Annotated in this window: 16 protein-coding genes and 1 pseudogene; 13 read left to right on the plus strand and 4 right to left on the minus strand. The window is 71.8% G+C overall.

Annotation, left to right across the window (positions count from 1 at the left end):
* The first annotated feature begins 605 nt into the window (after positions 1-605).
* Both paaI and ACIBO8_RS31895 read left to right on the plus strand, forming a co-directional pair.
* Positions 606-1,028 carry a hydroxyphenylacetyl-CoA thioesterase PaaI gene (paaI, locus tag ACIBO8_RS31890; RefSeq protein ID WP_396119107.1) on the plus strand — a complete coding sequence of 141 codons (423 nt, stop codon included), beginning with the start codon at positions 606-608 and terminating at the stop codon, positions 1,026-1,028.
* Positions 1,025-3,553, plus strand: coding sequence for a BTAD domain-containing putative transcriptional regulator (locus ACIBO8_RS31895; protein WP_396119108.1), 2,529 nt, complete (start codon positions 1,025-1,027; stop codon positions 3,551-3,553). Before paaI ends, ACIBO8_RS31895 begins: the two co-directional genes overlap by 4 nt.
* On the opposite strand, the gene ACIBO8_RS31900 is transcribed toward ACIBO8_RS31895, so the two are convergent.
* Both ACIBO8_RS31900 and ACIBO8_RS31905 read right to left on the minus strand, forming a co-directional pair.
* On the minus strand, positions 3,534-4,757 hold the full coding sequence (locus ACIBO8_RS31900) for an acetyl-CoA carboxylase biotin carboxylase subunit family protein (RefSeq protein WP_396119109.1): 1,224 nt from the start codon (positions 4,755-4,757) through the stop codon (positions 3,534-3,536). The genes ACIBO8_RS31895 and ACIBO8_RS31900 overlap by 20 nt on opposite strands.
* The gene (locus ACIBO8_RS31905; protein WP_396119110.1) at positions 4,757-6,013 is read right to left on the minus strand and encodes an ATP-grasp domain-containing protein; all 1,257 of its coding nucleotides are present in this window, start codon (positions 6,011-6,013) and stop codon (positions 4,757-4,759) included. Before ACIBO8_RS31905 ends, ACIBO8_RS31900 begins: the two co-directional genes overlap by 1 nt.
* 118 nt (positions 6,014-6,131) lie before the next feature.
* Between ACIBO8_RS31905 and ACIBO8_RS31910 the strand changes: the two genes are divergently transcribed.
* The 11 genes and pseudogenes from ACIBO8_RS31910 (at position 6,132) to ACIBO8_RS31960 (ending at position 18,043) form a co-directional block, all read left to right on the plus strand.
* Positions 6,132-7,109: a RimK family alpha-L-glutamate ligase gene (locus ACIBO8_RS31910; RefSeq protein ID WP_396119111.1), complete on the plus strand. Its 978-nt coding sequence runs from the start codon at positions 6,132-6,134 to the stop codon at positions 7,107-7,109.
* Positions 7,106-8,329, plus strand: coding sequence for an AMP-binding protein (locus ACIBO8_RS31915; RefSeq protein ID WP_396119112.1), 1,224 nt, complete (start codon positions 7,106-7,108; stop codon positions 8,327-8,329). The genes ACIBO8_RS31910 and ACIBO8_RS31915 overlap by 4 nt, the downstream gene beginning before the upstream one ends.
* On the plus strand, positions 8,326-9,606 hold the full coding sequence (locus tag ACIBO8_RS31920) for an MFS transporter (RefSeq protein WP_396119113.1): 1,281 nt from the start codon (positions 8,326-8,328) through the stop codon (positions 9,604-9,606). Before ACIBO8_RS31915 ends, ACIBO8_RS31920 begins: the two co-directional genes overlap by 4 nt.
* A pseudogene (locus tag ACIBO8_RS31925) lies at positions 9,603-10,442 on the plus strand (SDR family NAD(P)-dependent oxidoreductase); the annotation flags it as partial. The gene ACIBO8_RS31920 and the pseudogene ACIBO8_RS31925, both read left to right, overlap by 4 nt.
* 30 nt (positions 10,443-10,472) lie before the next feature.
* The gene (locus tag ACIBO8_RS31930; protein WP_396119189.1) at positions 10,473-11,036 is read left to right on the plus strand and encodes a TIGR03086 family metal-binding protein; all 564 of its coding nucleotides are present in this window, start codon (positions 10,473-10,475) and stop codon (positions 11,034-11,036) included.
* The gene (locus tag ACIBO8_RS31935; protein WP_396119114.1) at positions 11,033-12,379 is read left to right on the plus strand and encodes an amino acid adenylation domain-containing protein; all 1,347 of its coding nucleotides are present in this window, start codon (positions 11,033-11,035) and stop codon (positions 12,377-12,379) included. Before ACIBO8_RS31930 ends, ACIBO8_RS31935 begins: the two co-directional genes overlap by 4 nt.
* Positions 12,376-12,597: an acyl carrier protein gene (locus ACIBO8_RS31940; RefSeq protein WP_396119115.1), complete on the plus strand. Its 222-nt coding sequence runs from the start codon at positions 12,376-12,378 to the stop codon at positions 12,595-12,597. Before ACIBO8_RS31935 ends, ACIBO8_RS31940 begins: the two co-directional genes overlap by 4 nt.
* Positions 12,594-13,937 (plus strand): flavin monoamine oxidase family protein, encoded by a 1,344-nt coding sequence (locus ACIBO8_RS31945; protein WP_396119116.1) that lies wholly within the window; start codon positions 12,594-12,596, stop codon positions 13,935-13,937. The genes ACIBO8_RS31940 and ACIBO8_RS31945 overlap by 4 nt, the downstream gene beginning before the upstream one ends.
* The gene (locus ACIBO8_RS31950; RefSeq protein WP_396119117.1) at positions 13,934-15,628 is read left to right on the plus strand and encodes a class I adenylate-forming enzyme family protein; all 1,695 of its coding nucleotides are present in this window, start codon (positions 13,934-13,936) and stop codon (positions 15,626-15,628) included. Before ACIBO8_RS31945 ends, ACIBO8_RS31950 begins: the two co-directional genes overlap by 4 nt.
* Before the next feature lie 204 nt (positions 15,629-15,832).
* Positions 15,833-16,786: an AraC family transcriptional regulator gene (locus ACIBO8_RS31955; protein ID WP_396119118.1), complete on the plus strand. Its 954-nt coding sequence runs from the start codon at positions 15,833-15,835 to the stop codon at positions 16,784-16,786.
* Positions 16,787-16,885: 99 nt separating this feature from the next.
* Positions 16,886-18,043 (plus strand): hypothetical protein, encoded by a 1,158-nt coding sequence (locus tag ACIBO8_RS31960; protein WP_396119119.1) that lies wholly within the window; start codon positions 16,886-16,888, stop codon positions 18,041-18,043.
* Between the two features lie 178 nt (positions 18,044-18,221).
* On the opposite strand, the gene ACIBO8_RS31965 is transcribed toward ACIBO8_RS31960, so the two are convergent.
* Together ACIBO8_RS31965 and ACIBO8_RS31970 are read right to left on the minus strand one after the other, a co-directional pair.
* A complete protein-coding gene (locus ACIBO8_RS31965) occupies positions 18,222-19,397 on the minus strand; it encodes a zinc-dependent alcohol dehydrogenase (RefSeq protein ID WP_396119120.1) in 1,176 nt (391 codons plus the stop codon).
* Complete coding sequence (locus tag ACIBO8_RS31970; protein WP_396119121.1) at positions 19,394-20,296, minus strand: SRPBCC family protein; 903 nt, start codon at positions 20,294-20,296, stop codon at positions 19,394-19,396. Before ACIBO8_RS31970 ends, ACIBO8_RS31965 begins: the two co-directional genes overlap by 4 nt.
* Positions 20,297-20,965 lie beyond the last annotated feature (669 nt).

A 20,965-nucleotide genomic window follows, 5' to 3' on the forward strand; every position in this document is an offset into this window, starting at 1 on the left:
CCGGGGCAACCTCGCTGCGATCTACAGATCTTCCTGCTCACCGAGGCCGTCAGGCGCCATCGAGTGGGGCCGGCGTATGCGGACGCCAGCGGGCCTTCTCCGTGAACCTGACCGTGCCGGCGGCTGCGCCCGGTGCGGCCACTCCAACCCTTTCACCAGGTCACCGGTCAGCGGGCCGTCCCGGATGCTCAGCCTTACCGAACGAAGCCTCGCAGGGGCTAGTTGAGTCCGGTGGCGGCCCGAGCGGGTCGGTACCGGCAGCCCGGGTCGCGCTTCTCGGCGCGCGTCGGTGAAGAAGCCGGTCGAGGACTGCTTGCCCGCACGCCAGGCGGCACCGTCGGGCGCGGTAGGTCGCCGGGAGGACCCGCTCCGGCCTTCGACACGCCGGATCGCTACCGGATGGTGAGGTTAGGTGCGAACAGTCAGTGGCCATTGAATATGACTAATGATTGATAGCCAGGTCGATGTCCGCTAAAGCGAGTCGACAAAGGTATCGAATCGGGCGCCCGCTACCCTCTTGCACTCCTCACGGAGTGTCAAAACGCTGTACTGCCACGGTTAAATTCGCTTTCGATCTCACCGGTACGAGCGGGGGTACTTCCACGATGGACACGATCCAGTCGGCAACAGCCATGTACGAACGCGACCTCACCTGCCAGACCCTGGGCATCCGCCTCGAAGACCTCGGTCCAGGCCGGGCGCGGATGCGGATGCGGGTCACACCTTCGATGACCAACGGGTACGGCACCGTCCACGGCGGCTACCTGTTCCTGCTGGCCGATGCGGCATTCGCATACGCCAGCAACAGCCACGGCCCGGTGGCGGTGGCGCAGAGTGCACAGGTGACTTTCCTGCGCCCCGCCGCGGCGGGCGAGGACCTGGTCGCTGAGGCGCTCGAGCGGGGACGCGCCGGGCGCACCGGGGTGTACGACGTGACCGTGCGGGACACGGCCGGCGAGGTCGTCGCCGAGTTCCGAGGGCAGAGCACCATGCTGAGCGGGCGCCCCGTCGTGGCGCCGGCCCGGTGACCGCGGCCAGTGAGCTGAGAACCGCCATGGTGGTGGAATTGACGTTGCTCGGCCCGGTCGAGGCCCGCGCGGACGCGAGCCGGGTTCCGCTGGCCCCGTTGGAGCGCGGCGTTCTCGCCCTGCTGGCACTCGCCGAGGGCCGGGTGCTGTCCACTGAACGACTCATCGACGGTCTGTGGGCCGGCGGGCCGCCGGCGGCTCCACGGGCCCGCGTCCAGGGTCTCGTCTCGTCGCTGCGGCGCAAGATCGGCAGCGTGCTGATCACTCGGGATCCGGGATACCTGCTGGCGTTGCCGCCCGGTGCCTGCGACGTCGCCCGGTGCGAGATGCTGGCCCGGCGGGCGGCCTCGGCGGAGCCCGCCGAAGCGGCCGAGAAGCTGCGGGAGGCGCTCGCCCTGTGGCACGGCGAGCCGCTGGGCGGGGTGGCAGCCCCGGGCGTGCAGGCGGACCGGGCCCGGCTCGCCGAGCTGCGGGTGTCGCTCCTGGAGGACTGCTTCGCGGCGGAGCTGGCTTTGGGACGGCACACCGAGCTGGTCCGGGAGCTGGTAGCGGCGGTGGCGGCCGAGCCGATGCGGGAACGGCTCACCGGGCAGTTGATGACGGCGCTGTACCGGTCGAACCGGCGCGCGGAGGCGCTGGTGGCGTACCAGACGCTGCGGGAACGGCTGGCCGAGGAACTCGGCAGTGACCCGTGCGCGGAAGTTCGCGAGCTGCACGCGGCGATCCTTCGCGGCGAGCGGGCCGGCACGGTACGGCACGAGCCGGCCGCGCAGCGGCGCCCGGCTCAGGTGCCGGCCGGCGTCGGGTACTTCGCCGGGCGGGAGTCCGATCTGGCCGCGCTCACCGCGGCGCTGCCGGACCCGGACGCCGACCCGCGCGTCGTGCTGGTTTCCGGCGCCGGTGGGCTCGGTAAGACGGCGCTGACGGTGCGCTGGGCCCACAGCGTGGCGCACAGATTCCCGGACGGCCAGATCTTCGTGGATCTGCACGGCTCGGTGCCGAAGATGGCGCTGTCCCCGGACGCCGCCGTGGGCGCGGCGCTCCTCGCGCTCGGCGTGCCCGTGGCCGGGCTGCCCGCGGGCGTCGAGGAACGCGCTGCGCTCTTCCGGACCCGGCTGTACCACCGGCGGGTACTGCTCGTCGCCGACGACGCCGGCAGCGTCGCTCAGGTGCTGCCGCTCGTCCCGCCCACCTCCGGAAGCCTGCTGGTGGTGACCAGCCGCAGCCGGCTCACGGCGCTGGCCGCCCACCACGAGGTGCGCACGGTAGGCCTGCGACCGCTGCTCGGGGCCGCGGCCCGCGACCTGCTGGGCGAGATCGTCGGCAGGCAGCGGTTGTCCGAAGCGGGCGGGGCCGACCTGGTCGATCTCTGCGGCGGGTGGCCGCTGACGCTGCGCCAGGCGGGAGCCACGCTGGTGGCCCGATCCACCCAGTCGCTGTCCTCGTTCGCGGAGGAACTGCGCGATCGAGCCGACACCCTTTCGGTCGCCGATGACCCGAGAACCGTCCGGGCCGCGCTGACCCAGGCACGGACCGGCCTCGACCGGGCCGCCGGGCGGCTCTTCGACCAGCTCGGCGCACTGCCGGTGGGCTCGGTGAGCCTGGATCTGGCGGCGGCGGTCGCCGGGATCTCCGTGTCCCGGACGCGGCGGCTGCTGGACGAGATCATCTCGGTGAACCTGATGGTGGAGACCGGCCCCGACCGGTACGGCTGGTACGAGGTGGTCCGCCGCTACGCCCGCCGTTGCGGGGCAGCGCTGACCGATCGCGAGGTGGCCGAGGAACGGGCCGTGCGGTGGTACCTGAGCACGTTCGAGCGGCTCACGGCGCAGCCCACACCGGATCCCGGATTCGTCGCTGCGCAGGCCGGTGACCTGCCCGCCCTGGCCCGCTGGGTGACGCAGCGCGGCGATCCCCGGCTGACCACGGAATTCGTCGGTAAGGCGTACGCGGTGAGCCCCGCGGTCGGGGTCGAGGCGTGCGAGGCGGCCCTCGCGGCGGCACTCAGCCTGGGTGACGACCGGACGATCGGTGCGGCCCACACCCAGCTGGGCTCCGTTCTGCTCAGCGATCCGGCGCGGGCCGACGAGGCGGCCGAGCACCTGAGCCGGGCGGTGCGGCTGCTCGGCGCCGACCAGCGTGACCACCTGCGGATCGCCACGTTCGGGCTCGGCACGCTGATGGCCCGCCAGGGCCGGCCCGCCGAGGCGGGTTCACTGCTGGAGCGGACCTTGGACCTGCTCGACCCGGGCCGGGAACCGCTGGCGTCCACGGTCGCCCTGTTCGCCCACGCCGACCTGCTGGTGCGGGCCGGCTCGCCCGACCGCGGCCAGGAACGGTTCGCCCAGGCGCTGATCATGTGCGAGGCGGCGACCGGAACCCGGTTCAGCCGGGGCCGGCTGGTGTTGAACCCGCAGGTGGGTGCGCGGTTCCTCGCCTACCTGGGCGACTCGCTGGAGGCACCGCGGGTGAGCACGCGGGACCGGAGGCTGGCGCGGAGACTGTTCACAGGGGTACGGCGCTGACCCGGAAGTCCCGGGCGGTGGCGGTGACCGCGGCCGCCACCTCGGCCGACGTCCGCCCGCGGAACCGGAAGCGGCCGCCGACGTGCTCGTAGTAGGCGTCGGCGGCCGGCAGGACCTCGCCGGGCGCGAGCACCGCCTCGGCGTACGGGCCGGGGCGGCGCTGCAGCATCGAGCCCGCCTCGGCGATCCGGCACGGGCGCCGGGCCGGAGCCGGGGCGAGCAGCCAGCCGGTGACCTCGCCGCCCGGCTCCGCGAGCGAGCCCGGCCAGGGCGGGGGCGGCTGCCCCAGGCCGAGCCTGAAAGCCGCCTCCATCAGGTCGTATCCGTGCACCTCGCGCCACAGGAACGGGATCTCCGCGCCGCCCACCCGGGCGCCCGCCTCGAGGAAGGCGCAGTCGCCGGTCGCGCGGTCGACGAACAGCTCCAGGTGGAACACGGTGGGCCGGTCGGACAGGGCGGCCAGCGCGCGGGTCGCGTACCGGCCGACGGCCCGGATCAGGCCGGGATCGTCGTCCTCCACCGAGCCGAGCGGGACACCGGCGCGGAAGTCGAGGCAGGTGTTGAGGTATCGGGAGACTCGGTACGGCCCCAGCGCGGCGCCGTCGAAGTAGCCGTCGACGTGGTGGATCGGGCGGGGGTCGAACGCCTGGGCCAGCAACCGGGGCCGGCCGGTCAGGTCCAGCCGGCCCAGCTCTCGCGGCCCGTCCAGCCGCACCACGCCGGCGCTCGAACTGCCCGTACGCGGTTTGACGATCACCGGCCAGCCGTACCGGTCGCCGAAGGCGCGCACGGCCGCCGGTTCCCGCACGGTGGTGTACGCCGGCACGGCCAGGCCCGCGCCGGCCACCTGACCGAGCATCGTCGCCTTGTCCCGGTACGGGCGCACCTGCGCGGGCGTCCACCCCGCACATCCCCACTCCTGTCGCAGCTGCGCCGCAACCAGCAGGTCGTCCTCCTTGAGCGCGATGATCGCGGTCGGCGGCCCGAACTCGTGTGCCAGCTGCTTGACCCGGTCACGCACGGCCGGGAGGTCATCGGTGGCGTCGACCAGCAGCACCGCGGCGGCGTCCTGCGGTACCGCGGCAGCGCCCACCTCGGTGCTGACGTAGGTGACGGCGTGCGTGCGGTGGTCGATGTATCCGGCGTACTCGGCGTATCGGGCCCGCCAGCGGTGGACGACCACGACGTGCGGCCGGGCGGCCATCAGAGGTCCTCGGCGAGGTCGTAGAACGCCGGGCCGTCGAGGTAGCGCAACGTGCCGAAGTCGCGGTCGACGATCTCCTCGACCGGATGCATGAGGTTGACGATGAGCGGGGTGCTCAGGTCGTCGACGGTGCGCCGCAGCCGGCCGCCGGGCGACACGACGGGCCGGATGTCGTAGAGGCTCTCCAGCCCCTCGATGATCCCCATCATCGGGTACGACCTGAGCCGGGCCTCGCGGGTGGACACCGTCCACGCGCTGACCACGTGTTTTTTGATCCGGTAGTCCGTGCCGGCGCGCCGGGCGAACCGCTCGGGGCGCACGTACGCGTCGACGATCCACTCCAGCTGTCCTTCGCCGAGCGCGGGCTGGCAGAAGCCCGGCAGGTCCAGGCCGGCCATGCGGGCACCCACCTCCACCAAGCAGGGCCCCTGCGGGGTCGCCTTGATCTCCAGGTGGGCGGCGCCGAAGCGGATGCCGAGCGCGTCGAGCACCTGCAACGCGTACGGCACCAGGGCCTGCTGGACCGGGCCGTGCCGGGGCAGCAGCCGCACCCCGCAGGTGAGGTCGAGCACGCCGTTGGCGGTGAGCTTCTCGTACTTCCAGATGTCGGTGACGTGGTGCCGGCCGTCGCAGCTGACCGTGTCCACCACGAACTCACCGCCGGCGAGGTATTCCTGCGCGACGACCGCTTCGTTGCGCCGGGAGAAGATGTTCTCGCTGCCGAGGATCTTGCGGTACGCGGCGACCGACTCACGAGGCGTCGCGCAGAAGTGCACGCCGTCGCCCGCCGCGCTGCGGATCGGCTTCACCACCACCCTGCCCCCGTGGGCGTCGTGCCAGGCGGCCAGCTGTTCCGCGTCCTCGACGAGCAGCTGACGGGTGGCCCGCAGGCCGGCGGCCCGAAGCGTCTCGATCTGCACGTACTTGTCGCGGCGGGCGACGCTCAGCGCGGTGCCGTTGCCGGGCAGTCCGAGCTCCGCGCCGAGCAGGTCGGCGAACTCCACGCCGATCTCCCCGCCGGCGACCACCGCGACGGGGGCATGCCGGCGGATCGCCGCGAGCGTGGCTGCCAGGTCCCCGGTATGCACGATGTTCGCGGCGTACGGGGACAGGTCGAACGCACCCTGGTACACCAGCGGGGGTTGCGGTGTGCTCTGTACCCGGACCACCTGGTAGCCGGCCTGGTGGAACACCGGCGCGAGGCGTCGGGTCGGGGCGTACGCATCGACCATCACGACCGTTCGGGAAGCACTCATCGCCCCACCGTCGCCGCCGTGGCTGCAGATCCGCTACAGATCTGCTGCACGGCCCCGCTGCGGGATCGCATGGCGGATCCATAGTGGATCCGTAGCGGCGGCCGTCAGGCTGCGTCCCATGTTGCAGCGCATGTGCTGGATCTTCCCGGACCGAGAGTCGAGCCGGACCGCGGCGCAGTGGAACCGCGCGTTCTGGCGCACCTACCAGGAGGTGGCCGAGGAGCTGGGGATGAGCTGGGAGCGGACCGCGCCCGAGGCGGTCACCGTGGACGCCCTGGATCCCCAGCGCCCGCGGGTGTACGTGGACGGCGTCCCGGTCACGCCGCAGGACACCCTGTTCGTCACCTCGCCGTACACGCTGCCGTACCAGGCCGCGGACGCCTTCAACCAGTTCACCCTCTACGCCGTCCTGGAACAGGCCGGCTTCTACCTGCCGCACCCCACGTGGCTCGCGGCGCTGGGCAACGACAAGCTCGCCACCCTGCTCTTCCTCAAGGACTCCCCCGTCCCGCCGGTGCCGACCGTGCGCATCGGCTCGGGCCGCGACCTGCTCTACGACGAGTTCCTGCCCGCGGTGCGGAACCTGCCGTACCCGGCGATCGCCAAACCGGCCGGTTGGGCCGCCTCCCGCGGCATCAACATGGCCCATGACGACCACGACGTGCGCGGGCTGCTCAGCCTCGCGCAGGGCGGAGACACCACGCTGGTGTTCCAGCCGTACCTGGGCCGCGCCACCACCGACTACCGGATCCACATGGTCGACGGCCGGCCGCACACCACGCTGGTACGCATCCCCGGCGACGGCGCCCGGTACCCGCAGTACAGCACCGGTGCGCGGCTGCACTACGCCCCTCTGCCGGACGAGTTGGCCGCGGCGGCGGACTACTTCGCCAAGAAGCTGCCGATGCCCTACTTCTGCGTGGACTTCCTCCACGACGGTGAACGGTTCTGGTTGTCCGAGGTCGAGCCGGACGGCGCCATCATGTGCCCCGACCCGGGCGATGCGGAGGTGGTCCGGCAGAACCGGGCCATCGTCCGGGACCGGTTCCTGGCGTACCGCGACGGGCACGCGCGACTGCAGGGAGAGGACCTGTGACCACCGACTTCTTCTCCGCCGTCCCCCTCGCCGTGGACACCGCCCGCGACACCCTCGCCAAGCTGCGTTCCGTGCCGGCGCTGGCCGCCCGGTACGCCGACATCGTCGCCCTGGACAGTCTCGAGGACCTGGTGCACGTGCCGGTGATGCGCAAGGACGACCTGAACCTGGCGCTCGAGCACCTCAAACCCAAGGCGCAGCACGGAGCCACCTGGACGTTCCAGAGCGGCGGCAGCACTGGTTCACCCAAGCTCGGCTACGCCCCCACCGGCCTGTACATGGCCGAGGTGTACGAGCAGTGGAAGCCGCTCGGCCCGGACGACCTGTTCGTCAACGGCTGGGGCGCCGGCAAGCTGTGGGGCGCGCACTACCTGATGGCCGCCTACGCCGACCTGACCGGTTGCACCGGCATCGGACTGGGGGCCATCAACCGCAGCGAGTACGACTCCTGGCTCGAGTTCTTCGCCGCTCGCGGCGTCACCTCGATCGGCGGTACGCCCAGCGTCCTGCGCCCCATCATCGGACGGGCCCGGGAGATCGGGATCAAGCTGCCGGAGCTGCGCACCGTCCTCTGGCTCGGCGAGGGCTGGAACCCGGGCCTGGACGAGGATCTGCCGGTGGTGGCGCCCCGAGCGCGCCGCTGGGGGCTGTTCGGCAGCACCGAGACCTGGGTCGTCGGGACCAACACGCCGCACTGCACCGACGACACCTGGCACCCGCTGCCGTCACAGCTGGTGCACATCGGCGCCGACCAGCTCATCGACTTCACGTCGCTCAAGCCGCACGGCCTCAACCCGGTGCTGCGCTATCAGACCGGCGACGCCGGCGAATGGGTCAGCTGCACCTGCGGCGTGCCCGGGCGGGCGCTGCGGGTGCTGGGCCGCCGCGACGGCGAGGTGAAGTTCCGCGGGCTGCTGCTCAACGCCGACGCCCTGCTGCGCGAAGTCTCGGGCGTGCCCGGGGTGTCGCAGAGCCAGCTGCTGCTCACCGAGCATCCAGCCCGGGGCAGTACCTGTGAAGTGCTGGTGATCGCGGCCCGCGACGCGCCCGACGGGCTGGCCGGCCGGGTTCGCGAACACATCCTGACCTCTTCGTTCGGCGGGCCGAGCACCGCGTTTCACCGCGACCCCGAGGCCCTCGAGGTACGCGTCACCGATGCGCTGATCCACAACAAGCGCACCGGCAAGGTGTCCCCGCTGGTGCAGCGGCAGGCGACATGAGCGCACCGGTTCCCCTGGTCACCCACGAGCCGGTCCGCACGCTGGGACGCGAGTTCAACCTGCTCTGGCTCGGGCAGAGCATCAGCAACGTCGGCGACCGGATCAACGTGTTCGTGGTGCCGACCGTGATGATCCTGCTCCTGCACGCCTCGGCGTTCCAGGTGGGCCTGGTCGGCATGGCGCAGTACCTGGCGATCCCGCTGCTCAGCCTCGTCGCGGGCGTGCTGGTGGACCGCTGGGACCTGCGCCGCACGCTGATCTGGTGCGACGGGATCCGCGTCGCCGCGATCGCGGCGATCCCCGTGGCGTACGGGCTCGACGTGCTGTCGGTGCCGCTGGTCCTCGCGGTCGTCGCGCTGGCCAACGCGGCCTCGGTGTTCTTCAACATCGGCTACACCGCCACGATCTCAGCCATCGTGCCCGACGGCGAGCGGGTGCGGGCGTACGCACACCTGGAGGGCAGCCGCAGCGTCGCCGAGGTGGTGGGCCCGGCGGTGGCCAGCGGGCTGTACCGGCTGCTCGGGGTGGCGTCCCTGCTGGTGGACGCCGCCAGCTTCCTGTTCTCGGCGGCCATGGTGAGGACCATGCGGCCGTACACCGTGCGGCCCGCACGCCCCCAGCCGATGTGGGCACGCCTCGTCGCCGGGGTACGGCTCAACTGGCACGATCCGGTGCTGCGCGGCACCATCCTGGGCACCACGCTGCTCAACATGGGCGGTCCGATCTTCGTGACCGTGCTGCCGATCCTCGCGTACCGGGGGCTGCACCTGTCCGTGCCCACCCTCGGCACGGTCATGTCCGTGGCGGCGGTCGCCGCCGTCGCCGGGTCGTTGCTGGCCCAGCGCGTCAGCAACCGGATCGGCGCGGCCCGGCTGATGCCCTGGTCGGTGTTCCTGCACTGCCTGGTCGGCCTGGGCATCCTGGCCGCACCCGCGTTGCCCGGCGCGCTCGTGCTCGCGGTCACGCTCAGCTTCTACGGGCTCTTCATGGTCTGGTACAACGTCAGCACCGCCGCCGTCCGCCAGGCGCGGGTGCGCCCGGCCGACCAGGCCGTGTCGCACGCGGCGTTCCGTACGATCACCTGGGGTGTCATCCCGTTCGCGGCGCTGCTCGGCGGGGTGCTGGTCGAGCTGCTCACCCCGCACGTGGGGTTGCTCGACGCCGCGCGGATCACGATGGTCGGCGGCACCCTGATCGGGGTGCTGTTCGCCTGGATCCCGCTGGCGCCCACGCAGGCCCGGCTCGAACGGGAACGCGAGACGGCGGGTGCGGCATGAGCCGGGTCCTGCTCATCACCGGCTGCTCGTCCGGGATCGGCCTGGAGACCGCGATCCTGGCCGCCCGGGCCGGTTTCACGACGGTCGCCACGCTGCGCGACCCGGACCGCGCGGGTCCGCTGCGGCTGGCCGCCGACAAGGCCGGGGTGAAGCTCGATGTACGCCGCCTCGACGTCACCGACGAGGCCTCGATCGACACATGCCTGGCCGGGGTCGTCGACACCCACGGCCGGCTGGACGCGCTGGTCAACAACGCGGGGCTGGCGAACACGTTCGCCTGCGTCGAGACCGCCGGGATGGCCCCGTTCCGCGCCGGTCTGGAGGTGAACCTGTTCGGCGTGGTCGCCGTGACCCGGGCCGCGCTGCCGCACCTGCGGGCCACGGGCGGCCGGGTGGTCACCGTGGGCAGCACCCGCGGGCTGATCGGTCAGCCGTTCAACGAGGCGTACTCGGCGGCCAAGTTCGCCGTCGAAGGCTTCATGGAGAGCCTCGCACCGGTCGCGGCCACCCAGGGCGTCCGGGTCGTCATGATCGAACCCGGGCCGGTACTGGGTACCGCCTTCGGCGCCAACTCCGGCGTCACCCGCGAGTCGCTGCTCGCCGAGGCCGGCCCGTACGCCGACGCGCTGACCGACTACCTCGACTGGGTCGTACGCAGCGGCCATCCGGGCGCCCAGAGCGGCCGCGAGGTGGCAGAGGTGCTGCTAAGCGCGCTGACCGACGACGCACCGCCGTTCCGGATCATGACCAGCGCCTGGGGCGACCGGTACGTCCGCACCAAGCTGGCCGACCCGGACGGCGGCGCCGTCGGGGCGATGACCCGTTCCTGGCTGGCTCCCCACCTCCTGCGCCTGCACCTGGACACCATGCAGCGCAGCATCCGGATCGTCGCGGCGATCCGCGACGATCAGTGGGAGGAACCGACGCCGTGTGCCGGTTGGACCGTGGCCCAGCTGATCGATCACATGATCCGCGAGAACCGCGGGTTCGCCGCCGCCGCCCGCGGCGAACGGACCGGACCTGCGGATTGGCAGACGCCCGTCGGGGCGGACCGCCGCGCTGAGTACGCCGCCTCCGCCCGCGCCGCCATCGCCGCCTTCGCAGCGGACGGCGCGCTGAGCCGTACCGTCTGGCTGCCGCTGATCCGCGACGGCATCCACCTGCCGGCCCGGCAGGCGCTCGGATTCCACCTGCTCGACTACCTGGTGCACAGCTGGGACGTCGCGACCGCGATCGGGCGGCCGGTGGACGCCGGGAAGGACGAGGTGGCGACGGTCCAGGACATCGCCGAACGCGACGTGCCGGACGGGCCCCGCCGGCACCGGTCACAGGCGACGTTCGCTCCCGCGCGGCCGGTACCGGACAACGCGTCCCCGCTGCACCGGCTGCTCGCGTTCCTGGGACGCGATCCCGAGTGGAGCCCTCGATGAGCGCCCCCGCAACACTCGCCGACTTCCTGGCCGCCGCGCGCCTGCACGCGAACCGTCCGGCCATACGGGCCAACGGGGCGGAGCTGACCTACGCCGAACTCGCGGCGCGGGTCACCGCGTCCGCCGGCGCCCTCGGCGAGCGCCCCGGCATCGTTCTCGTCCCAGCACGCCACGATGCGGACACCGTGATCGCGCTGTTCGGTGCGTGGGCCGCGGGTGGCACCTACTGCCCCATCGACCCAGGCTTTCCCGAGGAGCGCCGGGCGGCCATGGCGCGGGCCGTGCGCGGTCACGCCGGTCCGGCGTACGTGTTGTTCACCTCCGGCTCCACCGGCGACCCGAAGCCGGTGGCCACCCCGCACCGGGCGATCGCCACGACGGTACGGGCCCTGCGCGAGCTGTTCGGCATCACCCCGGGCGACCGGGTGCTGCAGTTCGCGTCGCTCAACTGGGACACGTGCCTCGAGGAGATCCTGCCGGCGCTCACCGGCGGCGCCTGCCTGGTGTTCGACACCGACGCACACCGCGGGTCATTCCCCCGGTTCCTGCGGATGATCGAGCGCGAGGGGATCAGCGTGCTCGACCTGCCGACCGCGTTCTGGCACGAGCTCGTCGGGCACCTGCACGAGTCCCGCGAGGCGCTACCGGCGTCCGTACGGCTCGTGGTGATCGGCGGGGAGGCCGCCGCGCCGGGGAAGGTCGCGCAGTGGCAGGCGTTGCCGACGCGGCACGCGCGCCTGCTCAACACGTACGGATGCACCGAGACCACCTTGATCACCCACGCGCTGGAGCTGACCGCGGCGCTGGACCCGCGGGCGCCCGTGCCGATCGGCCGGGCCCTGCCGCACGTGGTGGAACACCTGGGCCACGACGGCGAGCTGCTGATCGGCGGCCCGGCCCTGGCCGACGGCTACCCGGGCCGGCCGGAGGCGACCGGCGAGCGGTTCGTCACCGTCGGGGGGCAGCGGTTCTTCCGCACCGGGGACCGGGTGACCCGCGGCGCCGACGGGGTCCTCACCCCCCGTGGCCGAGTGGACCACGAGGTGAAGATCCGCGGGATCCGCGTCGACCCCGCCGAGGTCGAGGCCCATCTCACCGGCCATCCGGCGGTGCACGCGGCCCTGGTCACCGGGGTCACGCTCGCCGGCCGGACCGCCCTCGCGGCATACGTCGTACCCCGCGCCGGAACGCCCGGCACCGAGCTGGCGGCCCGGATCGCCGAGCACCTGCGCGGCCGGGTCCCGGCCCACCTCGTCCCCAGTCACATCCACGTCGTGGCCCAGCTCGCCTACACGGCCAGCGGCAAGGTCGATCGACGCGCGAGCAAGGAGATGCTGCGATGAACGTCCACCAGGCGACCGTCCTGTTCCGGCGGGTGCTCGAGAACCCGGAGGTCACCGGTGAGTCCGACTTCTTCGATGCGGGCGGCGACTCGCTGCTGGCGACCCGGGTGCTCAGCGCCGTGGCCCGCGAGCACGGCGTCGAGCTCACGTTCGAGGACTTCCTGATGGCGTCCACGCCTGCGGCGCTGGCCACCACGGTAACGGGCGCGCCGCGATGAGGGCGGTGGTGATCGGCGCCGGGCTGGCCGGGCTGACCGCTGCCGCGGACCTGACCACGGCCGGAGTGCAGACCACCGTGCTGGAGGCGCGCGACCGGGTCGGCGGCCGCACCCACGGCATCGAGGTGGCGCCCGGGGCGTGGGCCGACGCCGGAGCGGCGTACCTGGGCGACCGGCACACCCAGCTGCACAAGCTGATGGCCGGGCTCGGACTGACAGCGACGCCGACCACGATGGGCGGGCGCAGCCGGTTCGCCCTCCGCGACGGCGAGGACACCCGCGCCGGCCGGTTCCCCCCGCTCAACGCCGTCGCCCTCGGCGAGCTGTTCGACCTGCTCCACGACCTGACCGCGAAGGTCCGGTCGGACGCCCCCTGGCGGACTCCCGACGCGGCCGCCCTGGACGCGGTCACCGCCGAGCAGTGGGCCGAGGTCAACCTGCGGCACCCGGACGCGCGGCTCTTCTTCCCCCTGTTCCTGGGCGAGATGATGGCGGCCGACCCGGCCCGCGTCTCCGTGCTGCACATGGCGACCTATCTGCGCTCAGGCGGCGGACTCCGCTATCTCAACGCGTTCGAGGGCGGCGCGCAGCAGGACCGGGTCCTCGGCGGCGCACACCGCATCGCCGAGCGGCTGGCCGAGCAGCTCGGCGCCCGCATCCGGCTGAACCGGCCTGTGCGCGCCATCCATCAGGACGGCGGCCGGGTGAGCGTGCACACCGACTCCGGCAGGACCTACCAGGTGGACGTGGTGGTCGTGGCGGTCCCGCCGCTGCTGGCCCAATCGATCGACTACCACCCGGGGCTGCCGGCGCCGCGCGCCACCGCGGCGACCGGGCGCGGTTGCGCGGTGAAGGTCCAGCTGGTCTATCGCACGCCCTACTGGCGCGAGCAGGGTCTGTCCGGCTGGTCGGTGAGCGCCACCGGGCCGCTGCTGTCGACCGTGGACGACTCACCGCCCGGCGGCCGAGCCGGCGTGCTGACCGGTTTCGTCACCGGCGCGGAGGCGTACCGGTTCGCTGCGCTGGACCCCGCGACACGCGAGGCCGAGGTGCTGCATCAGGTCAGCGAGTTGTTCCCCCGGCTGCCGCGGCCCACAGCCGTGCACGTCAACGACTGGGTGAACGAGCCCTACAGCAAGGGCTGCTACGCCGCCCTGTTCGGCCCCGGCGACTGGCTGCGGCTCGGGCCGCACCTGAGCACCCCGTACGGCCGCGTGCACTGGGCCGGTACGGAGACGAGCACCGAGTTCTTCGGCCTCATGGAAGGCGCCGTCCGCTCGGGACACCGGGTCGCCACCGAGATTCTGTCCGGCTACGAAACCGCAGGGGGAACGCCATGACCAGCCCCATCGCTCCGTTGAGCGTCCGGGAACAGTTCGCCACCGAGCCCGGCCTGGGCGCCGGCAACTTCCTCGACCACGCCGTCCGGGACAACCCTCACCGCTCCGTCCCGGTGATCTACACCCACGGGCTCGACCACCACGGCCGGGTCACGCTGCGCGGACACAGCCTGCTCGATCTGGTGCGGCTGCGCGACCGGTACGCCAAGTGGTACCGGGCCAACGGAGTCCGTACGGGTGACCCGGTGGGCATCGTCGTCGCCGAGGGGCTGGAGCCGCTGATCCACTACCTGGCCCTGACCGCACTCGGCGCCATCCCGGCGATGATCAACGATGCCTTGCGGCTCGACGTCCTCCTGCGCTATCTCGACCACGTGGGCGTGGTGGGCGTGGTGGCCGACGACACCACCCGGCTGGCGTCGGCGTACCGGGCGGACCCGGCGCGGCGGCCGCGCTTCCTCGCCCTCGCCGCCGAGATCCAAGCCTTCGACGATGCGGCGGCGACGCTGCCCGAGCCCTATCCGTACCGGCACGACCCCGACGACGTCTGCGCGCTCATCCACTCCTCGGGTACCACCGGCAGTCCGAAGGCGACGATTCTCGGGCATCGCAGCTTCTGGGACGGCAAACAGCCGCGCATGACGCGGTTCCCCGCCCAGCCGTACGACCGGCTGATGTCGTTGATGCCGCACACGCACGCCGGCGGGCTCAGCTACTTCCTCACCGCCGTGCTGCTCGGCCTCCCCACGGTGGTGATGAGCGACTGGCGCCGGGCCGTCGTCGAGCCGGTGATGGAGGAATTCCAGCCCACCATGCTGGCGTCCTTCCCGCGCACCTTCGTGGAGCTCGCCACCGGTGACCTGCCGGTCCGCGGCGCGGCGCGAGTGCACTCCTGGTTCAACACCGGCGACTCGGCGCACTACGGCCACATCCGGCGGCTGGTGACCCTGGGCGAACGGCCGGCCGGGCTGCTCAAGGCGTGGCTGCTGCCCGAGGACCGGCCCGAGGCCGCGGCGCTGCCGGGTTCGCAGTTCATCGACGGGCTCGGCTCCTCCGAGATGGGCATGGCCCTGTTCGGCGGCCTGACCACCCCGGAGACGCCGCGCAACGACCGGTGCGTCGGCAAACCGCAGGAAGCCGTCATCAAGGCCGCGGTACTCGATGAGGCCGGCGCCGAACTGCCCGACGGCACCGTCGGCCTGCTGGGCGTGATCACCCCGTCGCGCACCCCCGGGTATTGGAAGAACCCACGGCTCACCGAGAGCTTCGAGCTCAACGGTTTCTGGCTCACCGGCGACGTGGCCCGCCGCGACGCCGACGGCAACTACTACCACCTGGACCGGACGGTCGACGTCATCGACACCCTGGCCGGACCGGTCTACAGCCTGCCGGTCGAGGAGGTGCTGATCGCCGATTGCGCCGACCTGGTGCAGGACTGCTCGGTCGTCGGCGTGCCGGCCCCCGACGGCCGGGGGCAGCTGCCGATCGCGGTGGTCCGCCTGCAGGCCGGCGCCGCCGCGGCCACCGCCGAGCTGGTTCTGGAGAAGGCGAACAAGGAGCTGACCACAGCAGGACTCGCCACGCTCGCCGCAGTGGTGATCGCCGAAGGCCCGGCCGACTTCCCGCTCGGGCCCACCGGCAAGGTGCTCAAGCGGGAGCTGCGGACCCGGCACGCGGGCATGTTCGGATGATCGCCGGCGGGGCGGCCCGAGCCGCCCCGCCGTGCCCCGGTCACCGGGCCGATGCGCTCAGACCGCGGTCAATCGCCCCAGCTTGTGCGCGCCGTTTCTCCACGCGACACGAGAGTCGTGGGGGGAACCGGCAGCCTTGAGTGACTCGGTCCGTCCTCGGTGGCCGATGAGGTAGTCCGATGTCATGCTGAGACGGTGCCCATCGTGACCCATGCCTCTGGTGACGTGGACCAGGCCCGCGCCTTCCTGGGCAGATTTTACTATTCGAGTTCCGTGGATGTGCTCTCGTGGAAGCGCAGCTGGCAGAGTCGTTTCGAGGTTTCCCCGTCGGACGCTCTCACCCTCGGCGACCTGCAATTCGGCACGGATGTGAAGGTCCGGTTCGGGGAGCTCGGCGCATACCACGTCAGTCTGCCGATGATGGGCTCGCTGACCTGGCGGCAAGGTGGCAGTGCGCCACTCAAGGCCACGCCGAGGACCGCGGCGGTCTTTCAGCCCGTCGGTGACGCCCACCTCGAGAAGTGGGATGGCGACTGCCGGTTGCTGGCCGTGAAGATCGACCGCTCAGCGCTGGAGCACGAACTCGGCCGGATGCTCGACTCTGCGGTCCGCTCGCCGGTGACGCTCGCGCCGACGATCGACATCACCCGGGGACCGGGCGCCAGTTGGCTGCGCCTTGTTCGGCTGACGACCGCCGACGCCGGCCACCCTCAAGGGCTCATCCACCACCCGGTGGTCGGGGCCCGCCTGCGGGAAGCCTTGGTCGCGGGGCTGCTGGGCGCCGCGGATCACCCGTACCGGGACCGGCTGGAGCGCATGAACCCGGCAACGGCGGCTCCGCGCGCGATCCGGCGGGTCATCGAAGCCATGCAGGCGGACCCTGCCAAGCCGTTCACCGTCGCCGACCTCGCCGCCATCGCCCGCGTCAGCATTCGAGGACTGCAGCAGAGTTTCCGGCGGTACGTCGGGATGTCACCGATGACCTACCTGCGGCACGTACGCCTCGCCCGGGTCCATGAGCACCTGCGTCAATCCGATCCGGCGCTCCATACCGTCACCGAGACCGCCTACCGCTACGGCTTCACACACATGGGCCGCTTCGCCGCGGAATATCGCACCCGGTACGGGGTTTCTCCCCGCGAGACCTTGCGGAGGTAGACGCTCGCTCGCAGCCGGCAGTCGGTGCGCCAGGCATGTGTCGCCCGAATCCGGGTAAGCCGGCACGACGCTTTCCCCTGCTACCGGCGAGGAGTGCCGATGAACCACCGTCAGCAGCGCCGGCCAGAGATCGTCGTGGGGCTGGTGGCAACCCCGCCGGACCACCCGGCCCGCGTGGCTGCGCGGCTCACCGCCGAGCTGGCCGGCCGGCTGGCCGAGCGGGTGAACGCCGACGTGCAGTGGACGGTCCGCGAAGGCTGGGGTGACGTGGCGCCGCGCCGCGACGGCGGCGTCGGTGCGCTGCTCGACGATCTCGCCCGCCGGCGCGTCGACGACCGGTGGGACATCGCGATCTGCCTGACCGACCTGCCGCTGCACGCCGAGCGGGTGCCGCTGATCGCGCAGTCCTCCGCGCAGCGCCAGGTCGCGGTGGTATGTCTGCCCGCGCTGGGACTGCGCCAGCTGCAAGCCGTCCGAACAGCCGTTCCGGATCTCGTGGGCCGGCTGCTCACCGACGTTTCCGACGAGCGGGTGCCACCGGTCGGCTGGAAACCGGCCGAGCTGGCACGCCGGGTTACCGTCATCCGCCGGATGGTCGGTGAGGCTGACGCCGGGGAGCTGGGCTACGTTGCCTCGCCGTGGATCGGCCGGGCACGGCTGTTGACCGGGATGGTGCGGGCCAACCGCCCGGGGCGCGCCCTGCTGGGCCTGTCCAAGCTGCTGGTAGGCGCGTTCGGCACGGCCGCGATCGGACTCGCCAACTCCAGTATCTGGCAGCTGAGTGAGGGGCTCGACGCACTCCGGCTCAGCGTGATCATGCTGCTTGGACTGACCGCATTGGTGGCCTGGCTGATCGTCGCGCACGACCTCTGGGAAAAGCCGGACGAGCAGACACCGGTCGAGCTGGCCCGGCTGTTCAACGTCGGCACGATCCTTACCCTCACCCTGGCCACCGCCGTGTCCTACCTGGTGCTGCTGGCCGGAACGGTGCTCGCCGCGGCACTGCTGATCGACACATCCGTGCTGGAACAGAACGTGCAGGGGCCGGTCGACTTCACCGACTACCTGACCCTCGCCTGGCTCATCAGCTCGCTGGCCACCGTCGGCGGCGCCATCGGCTCCGGGCTGGAGGACGAGGACACGGTACGGGCCGCGGCTTACGGCTACCACCCCGAACCCGCCGGCTGGCGAGACGAGGAGGACACCCAGTCGCAGCGCGGGGAGCGGAGCCGGCAAGCAGGCGCGCCCGAGTCGTGACGGAACCACCGGCGTCGGTCTCGGGGAGGATCAACCCGGCCGTGACGCAGTTCCGGCGCGCCGAGCGCCGCGGTCACTGTCCCGGCCGCGATGCCGGCGGCCAGGGACAGAGACACGCGGCGGATCGACAGATGCCGCCCGGCGGACGCCGGCGTGACCGGACGACCGCCGTCGTGGGTCATGGCTTGAGGATGATCTTCTCGCAGTTGTCCTGCTTGTTCTTGAAGATGTCGAAGCCCTGCGGGGCCTCGTCGAGCGGCAGCCGATGCGTAATGATGCGGGTCGGGTCGATCTCGCCGCGTTCGATGCGTTCGAGCAGCGGGCGCATGTACCGCTGGACGTGGCACTGCCCGGTCCGCAGGGTCAGCGCCCGGTTCATCCAGGCGCCGGCGGGGAACTTGTCCATCAGCCCGCCGTACACGCCGATGACCGAGACCACGCCGCCGCTGCGGCAGGACAGGATTGCCTGGCGCAGCGCGTGGGGGCGTTCGGTCTCCGACCGTACGGCCTGCTTGATGCGGTCGTACGCGGCGATGTGCGCGCTGCCGTGGGTGGCCTCCATGCCGACGGCGTCGATGCACTTGTCCGGGCCGCGCCCACCGGTCAGTTCCAGCAGGGCGGACCGCACGTCGACCTCGTCGAAGTTCACCGGGGTGTGGCCGGCCTGTTCGGCCATCTGCAGCCGGTACGGCTCCTTGTCGATGGCGATGACCTTCGCGGCGCCGAGGACCCGGGCGCTGTCCATGGCGAACTGGCCGACCGGGCCGGCGCCCCACACCGCTACCACGTCGCTGGGCTGGATGTCGCACATCTCGGCACCCATATAGCCCGTGGGCAGGATGTCGGACAGGAACAGCACCTGCTCATCGGTCAGGTCGGACTCGATCTTCAGCGGGCCGACGTCGGCGAACGGCACCCGTGCGTACTGCGCCTGACCGCCCGCGAAGCCGCCGGTCAGGTGCGAATAGCCGAAGATCCCGGCGACCGGGTGACCGAACATCTTCTCCGCGATCCCGGCATTGGGGTTGGAGTTCTCGCAGCAGGAGTACAGCTCGGCCGCACACGCCGCGCAGGCGCCACAGGCGATCGGGAACGGCACGACCACCCGGTCGCCGACCCGCAGCTTGTCCGCGGACACTCCGGATCCGACCTCGATCACCTCGCCCATGAACTCGTGCCCCATGACGTCGCCGTCCTGCATCGTGGGCACATAGCCGTCGACCAGGTGCAGGTCCGAGCCGCAAATCGCGGTGGAGGTGATCCGTACGATGGCATCGCGGTTGTTCAGGATCTTCGGGTCCGGCACGTCACGGACCTCGACCTTGTTGCGGCCCGCCCAGGTGTTGGCCCTCACTGGTCGGCTCCCTTCTCGATCTCGGCGTCCGACAGCGGCTGAGCCGGACGCTGCGGGAACTCCTTGCGGGCCCGCTTTCCCCACGGGGCGCCGTCGGAGCGGACCACCTCGCCGGTCTCCAGCACCTGCTTGAGCCGGCGCAGGTCGTCGTCGAGCTGCTGGTGCGGTTCCTCACCGAAGTACTTGGCGACCGCCTTGCCGACCGCGCCGCCCGGGATCTCGTACACCAGGACCACGTGCACCTCGGTGCTTACACCGTCCGGGGCCGGCACGAACCGGACCCTGCCGGCGTTCGGCACGTCGGCGTGCCCGGTGGAACGCCACGCGATCTTCTCGCCGGGCGCCTCGTCGATGATCTCCGCGTCCCATTCGACATTGCCGCCGAACGGGGCGCCGGCGGACCAGTGGCTGGTCCGGTCACCGGTGGTGCGGACTTGCTCGAGATGCGCCATGAACGTCGGCAGGTTCTCCAGATCGCGCCAGAACGCGTAGACCTCCAGCGCAGGCTTGCGGATGGTTGTCGTGGCCGTCAGTTCCATAGATCCTCCTTTGCGTGCGCCCCGCACTGCCGGCAGGGGACGGATGTCTTTCGCTCGGGTGGCCTGCACGGCGGTCAGCAGGTCCAGCATCGTGATCCCGGCGACGGCGCAGGTGACACCGACGAGCCGCCGCCGGCGGCGTCCGCCACGGTGGGCGATGGCCATCCCAAGCGCGGTCAGGTCCAACGCGTCGCCCGCAACCCGGGTCCACGCCCAGACGTTCTTGCGCCGGCTGATCAGGAGCCCGGCCGCGTGTACCAGCTCCCGCGCTCCGACGAGTGGCACCACCGCCCGCGACGTCGGGGAGTCGTCCACCCCGCTGATCCTGCGCACCGTGTCCGGCGCCGCCAGCTGTGTCACGCCAAGACCGAGACTCATCCAGCCGAGCCGGCGCCCCCGCCGCTGCACCTCGTTCTCTTCGTCCTGCGATGACTGTCGGGTTGCCAGAGTCACCGGGCATCCTCCGTACCAGATCGATCGGATCCAGTTGAAAGTCCCCATTCACGCCGAACTGAGGCGTGGCGGATTTGAGTCGGCATACCCACCGGGACGCCACCTAACCCGCGAATCGACCGGTCCGCCGCGCCGGACCCGCTTGGACGCACTCCTGCTCGGCAGCGGGCGGTGCCCTCCGCGTTCGGGATCACCATCAGTCGGCAGTGACGGCTCGGAGCGGAGCGGGCATCCGCTGCCCTCCATCGCACCAGCCACTCCGACGGGTGTCGATTGGCAGATCTACCAATCGGGATCGAGGGTTTGCCCCCGTTCCGGGGGGGTACGCGGGTTCGACTTGACTTGTCCGGTCGTGAGGGGGGTGCTGGCTGTGACCGAGTTGCTGGCGGCAGACCTCAACCGGGTGACGCCGGCCAATGACGACCTGGCTGAGGACCTGGCTTTCATATGGGATCCGCTGAAACGGCTCGTTCCGTTCGCAGCGGGATGGCTCGGCACGCTCGACGCGAGATCATCGCGGTTACACCGCGGTCTGCTCCGCCGGCCACGATCGGTACAACCGCGCGTACATGGAAT

The organism is Actinoplanes sp. NPDC049681 (assembly GCF_044465265.1).
Taxonomy (GTDB): domain Bacteria; phylum Actinomycetota; class Actinomycetes; order Mycobacteriales; family Micromonosporaceae; genus Actinoplanes.

Coding starts and splice junctions, on each gene's coding strand:
- paaI (WP_396119107.1), top strand. CDS start 606: ATGGACACGATCCAGTCGGCAACAGCCATGTACGAACGCGACCTCACC.
- ACIBO8_RS31900 (WP_396119109.1), bottom strand. CDS start 4,757: ATGGCCGCCCGGCCGCACGTCGTGGTCGTCCACCGCTGGCGGGCCCGA.
- ACIBO8_RS31905 (WP_396119110.1), bottom strand. CDS start 6,013: ATGAGTGCTTCCCGAACGGTCGTGATGGTCGATGCGTACGCCCCGACC.
- ACIBO8_RS31910 (WP_396119111.1), top strand. CDS start 6,132: ATGTTGCAGCGCATGTGCTGGATCTTCCCGGACCGAGAGTCGAGCCGG.
- ACIBO8_RS31920 (WP_396119113.1), top strand. CDS start 8,326: ATGAGCGCACCGGTTCCCCTGGTCACCCACGAGCCGGTCCGCACGCTG.
- ACIBO8_RS31930 (WP_396119189.1), top strand. CDS start 10,473: ATGCAGCGCAGCATCCGGATCGTCGCGGCGATCCGCGACGATCAGTGG.
- ACIBO8_RS31935 (WP_396119114.1), top strand. CDS start 11,033: ATGAGCGCCCCCGCAACACTCGCCGACTTCCTGGCCGCCGCGCGCCTG.
- ACIBO8_RS31940 (WP_396119115.1), top strand. CDS start 12,376: ATGAACGTCCACCAGGCGACCGTCCTGTTCCGGCGGGTGCTCGAGAAC.
- ACIBO8_RS31945 (WP_396119116.1), top strand. CDS start 12,594: ATGAGGGCGGTGGTGATCGGCGCCGGGCTGGCCGGGCTGACCGCTGCC.
- ACIBO8_RS31950 (WP_396119117.1), top strand. CDS start 13,934: ATGACCAGCCCCATCGCTCCGTTGAGCGTCCGGGAACAGTTCGCCACC.
- ACIBO8_RS31960 (WP_396119119.1), top strand. CDS start 16,886: ATGAACCACCGTCAGCAGCGCCGGCCAGAGATCGTCGTGGGGCTGGTG.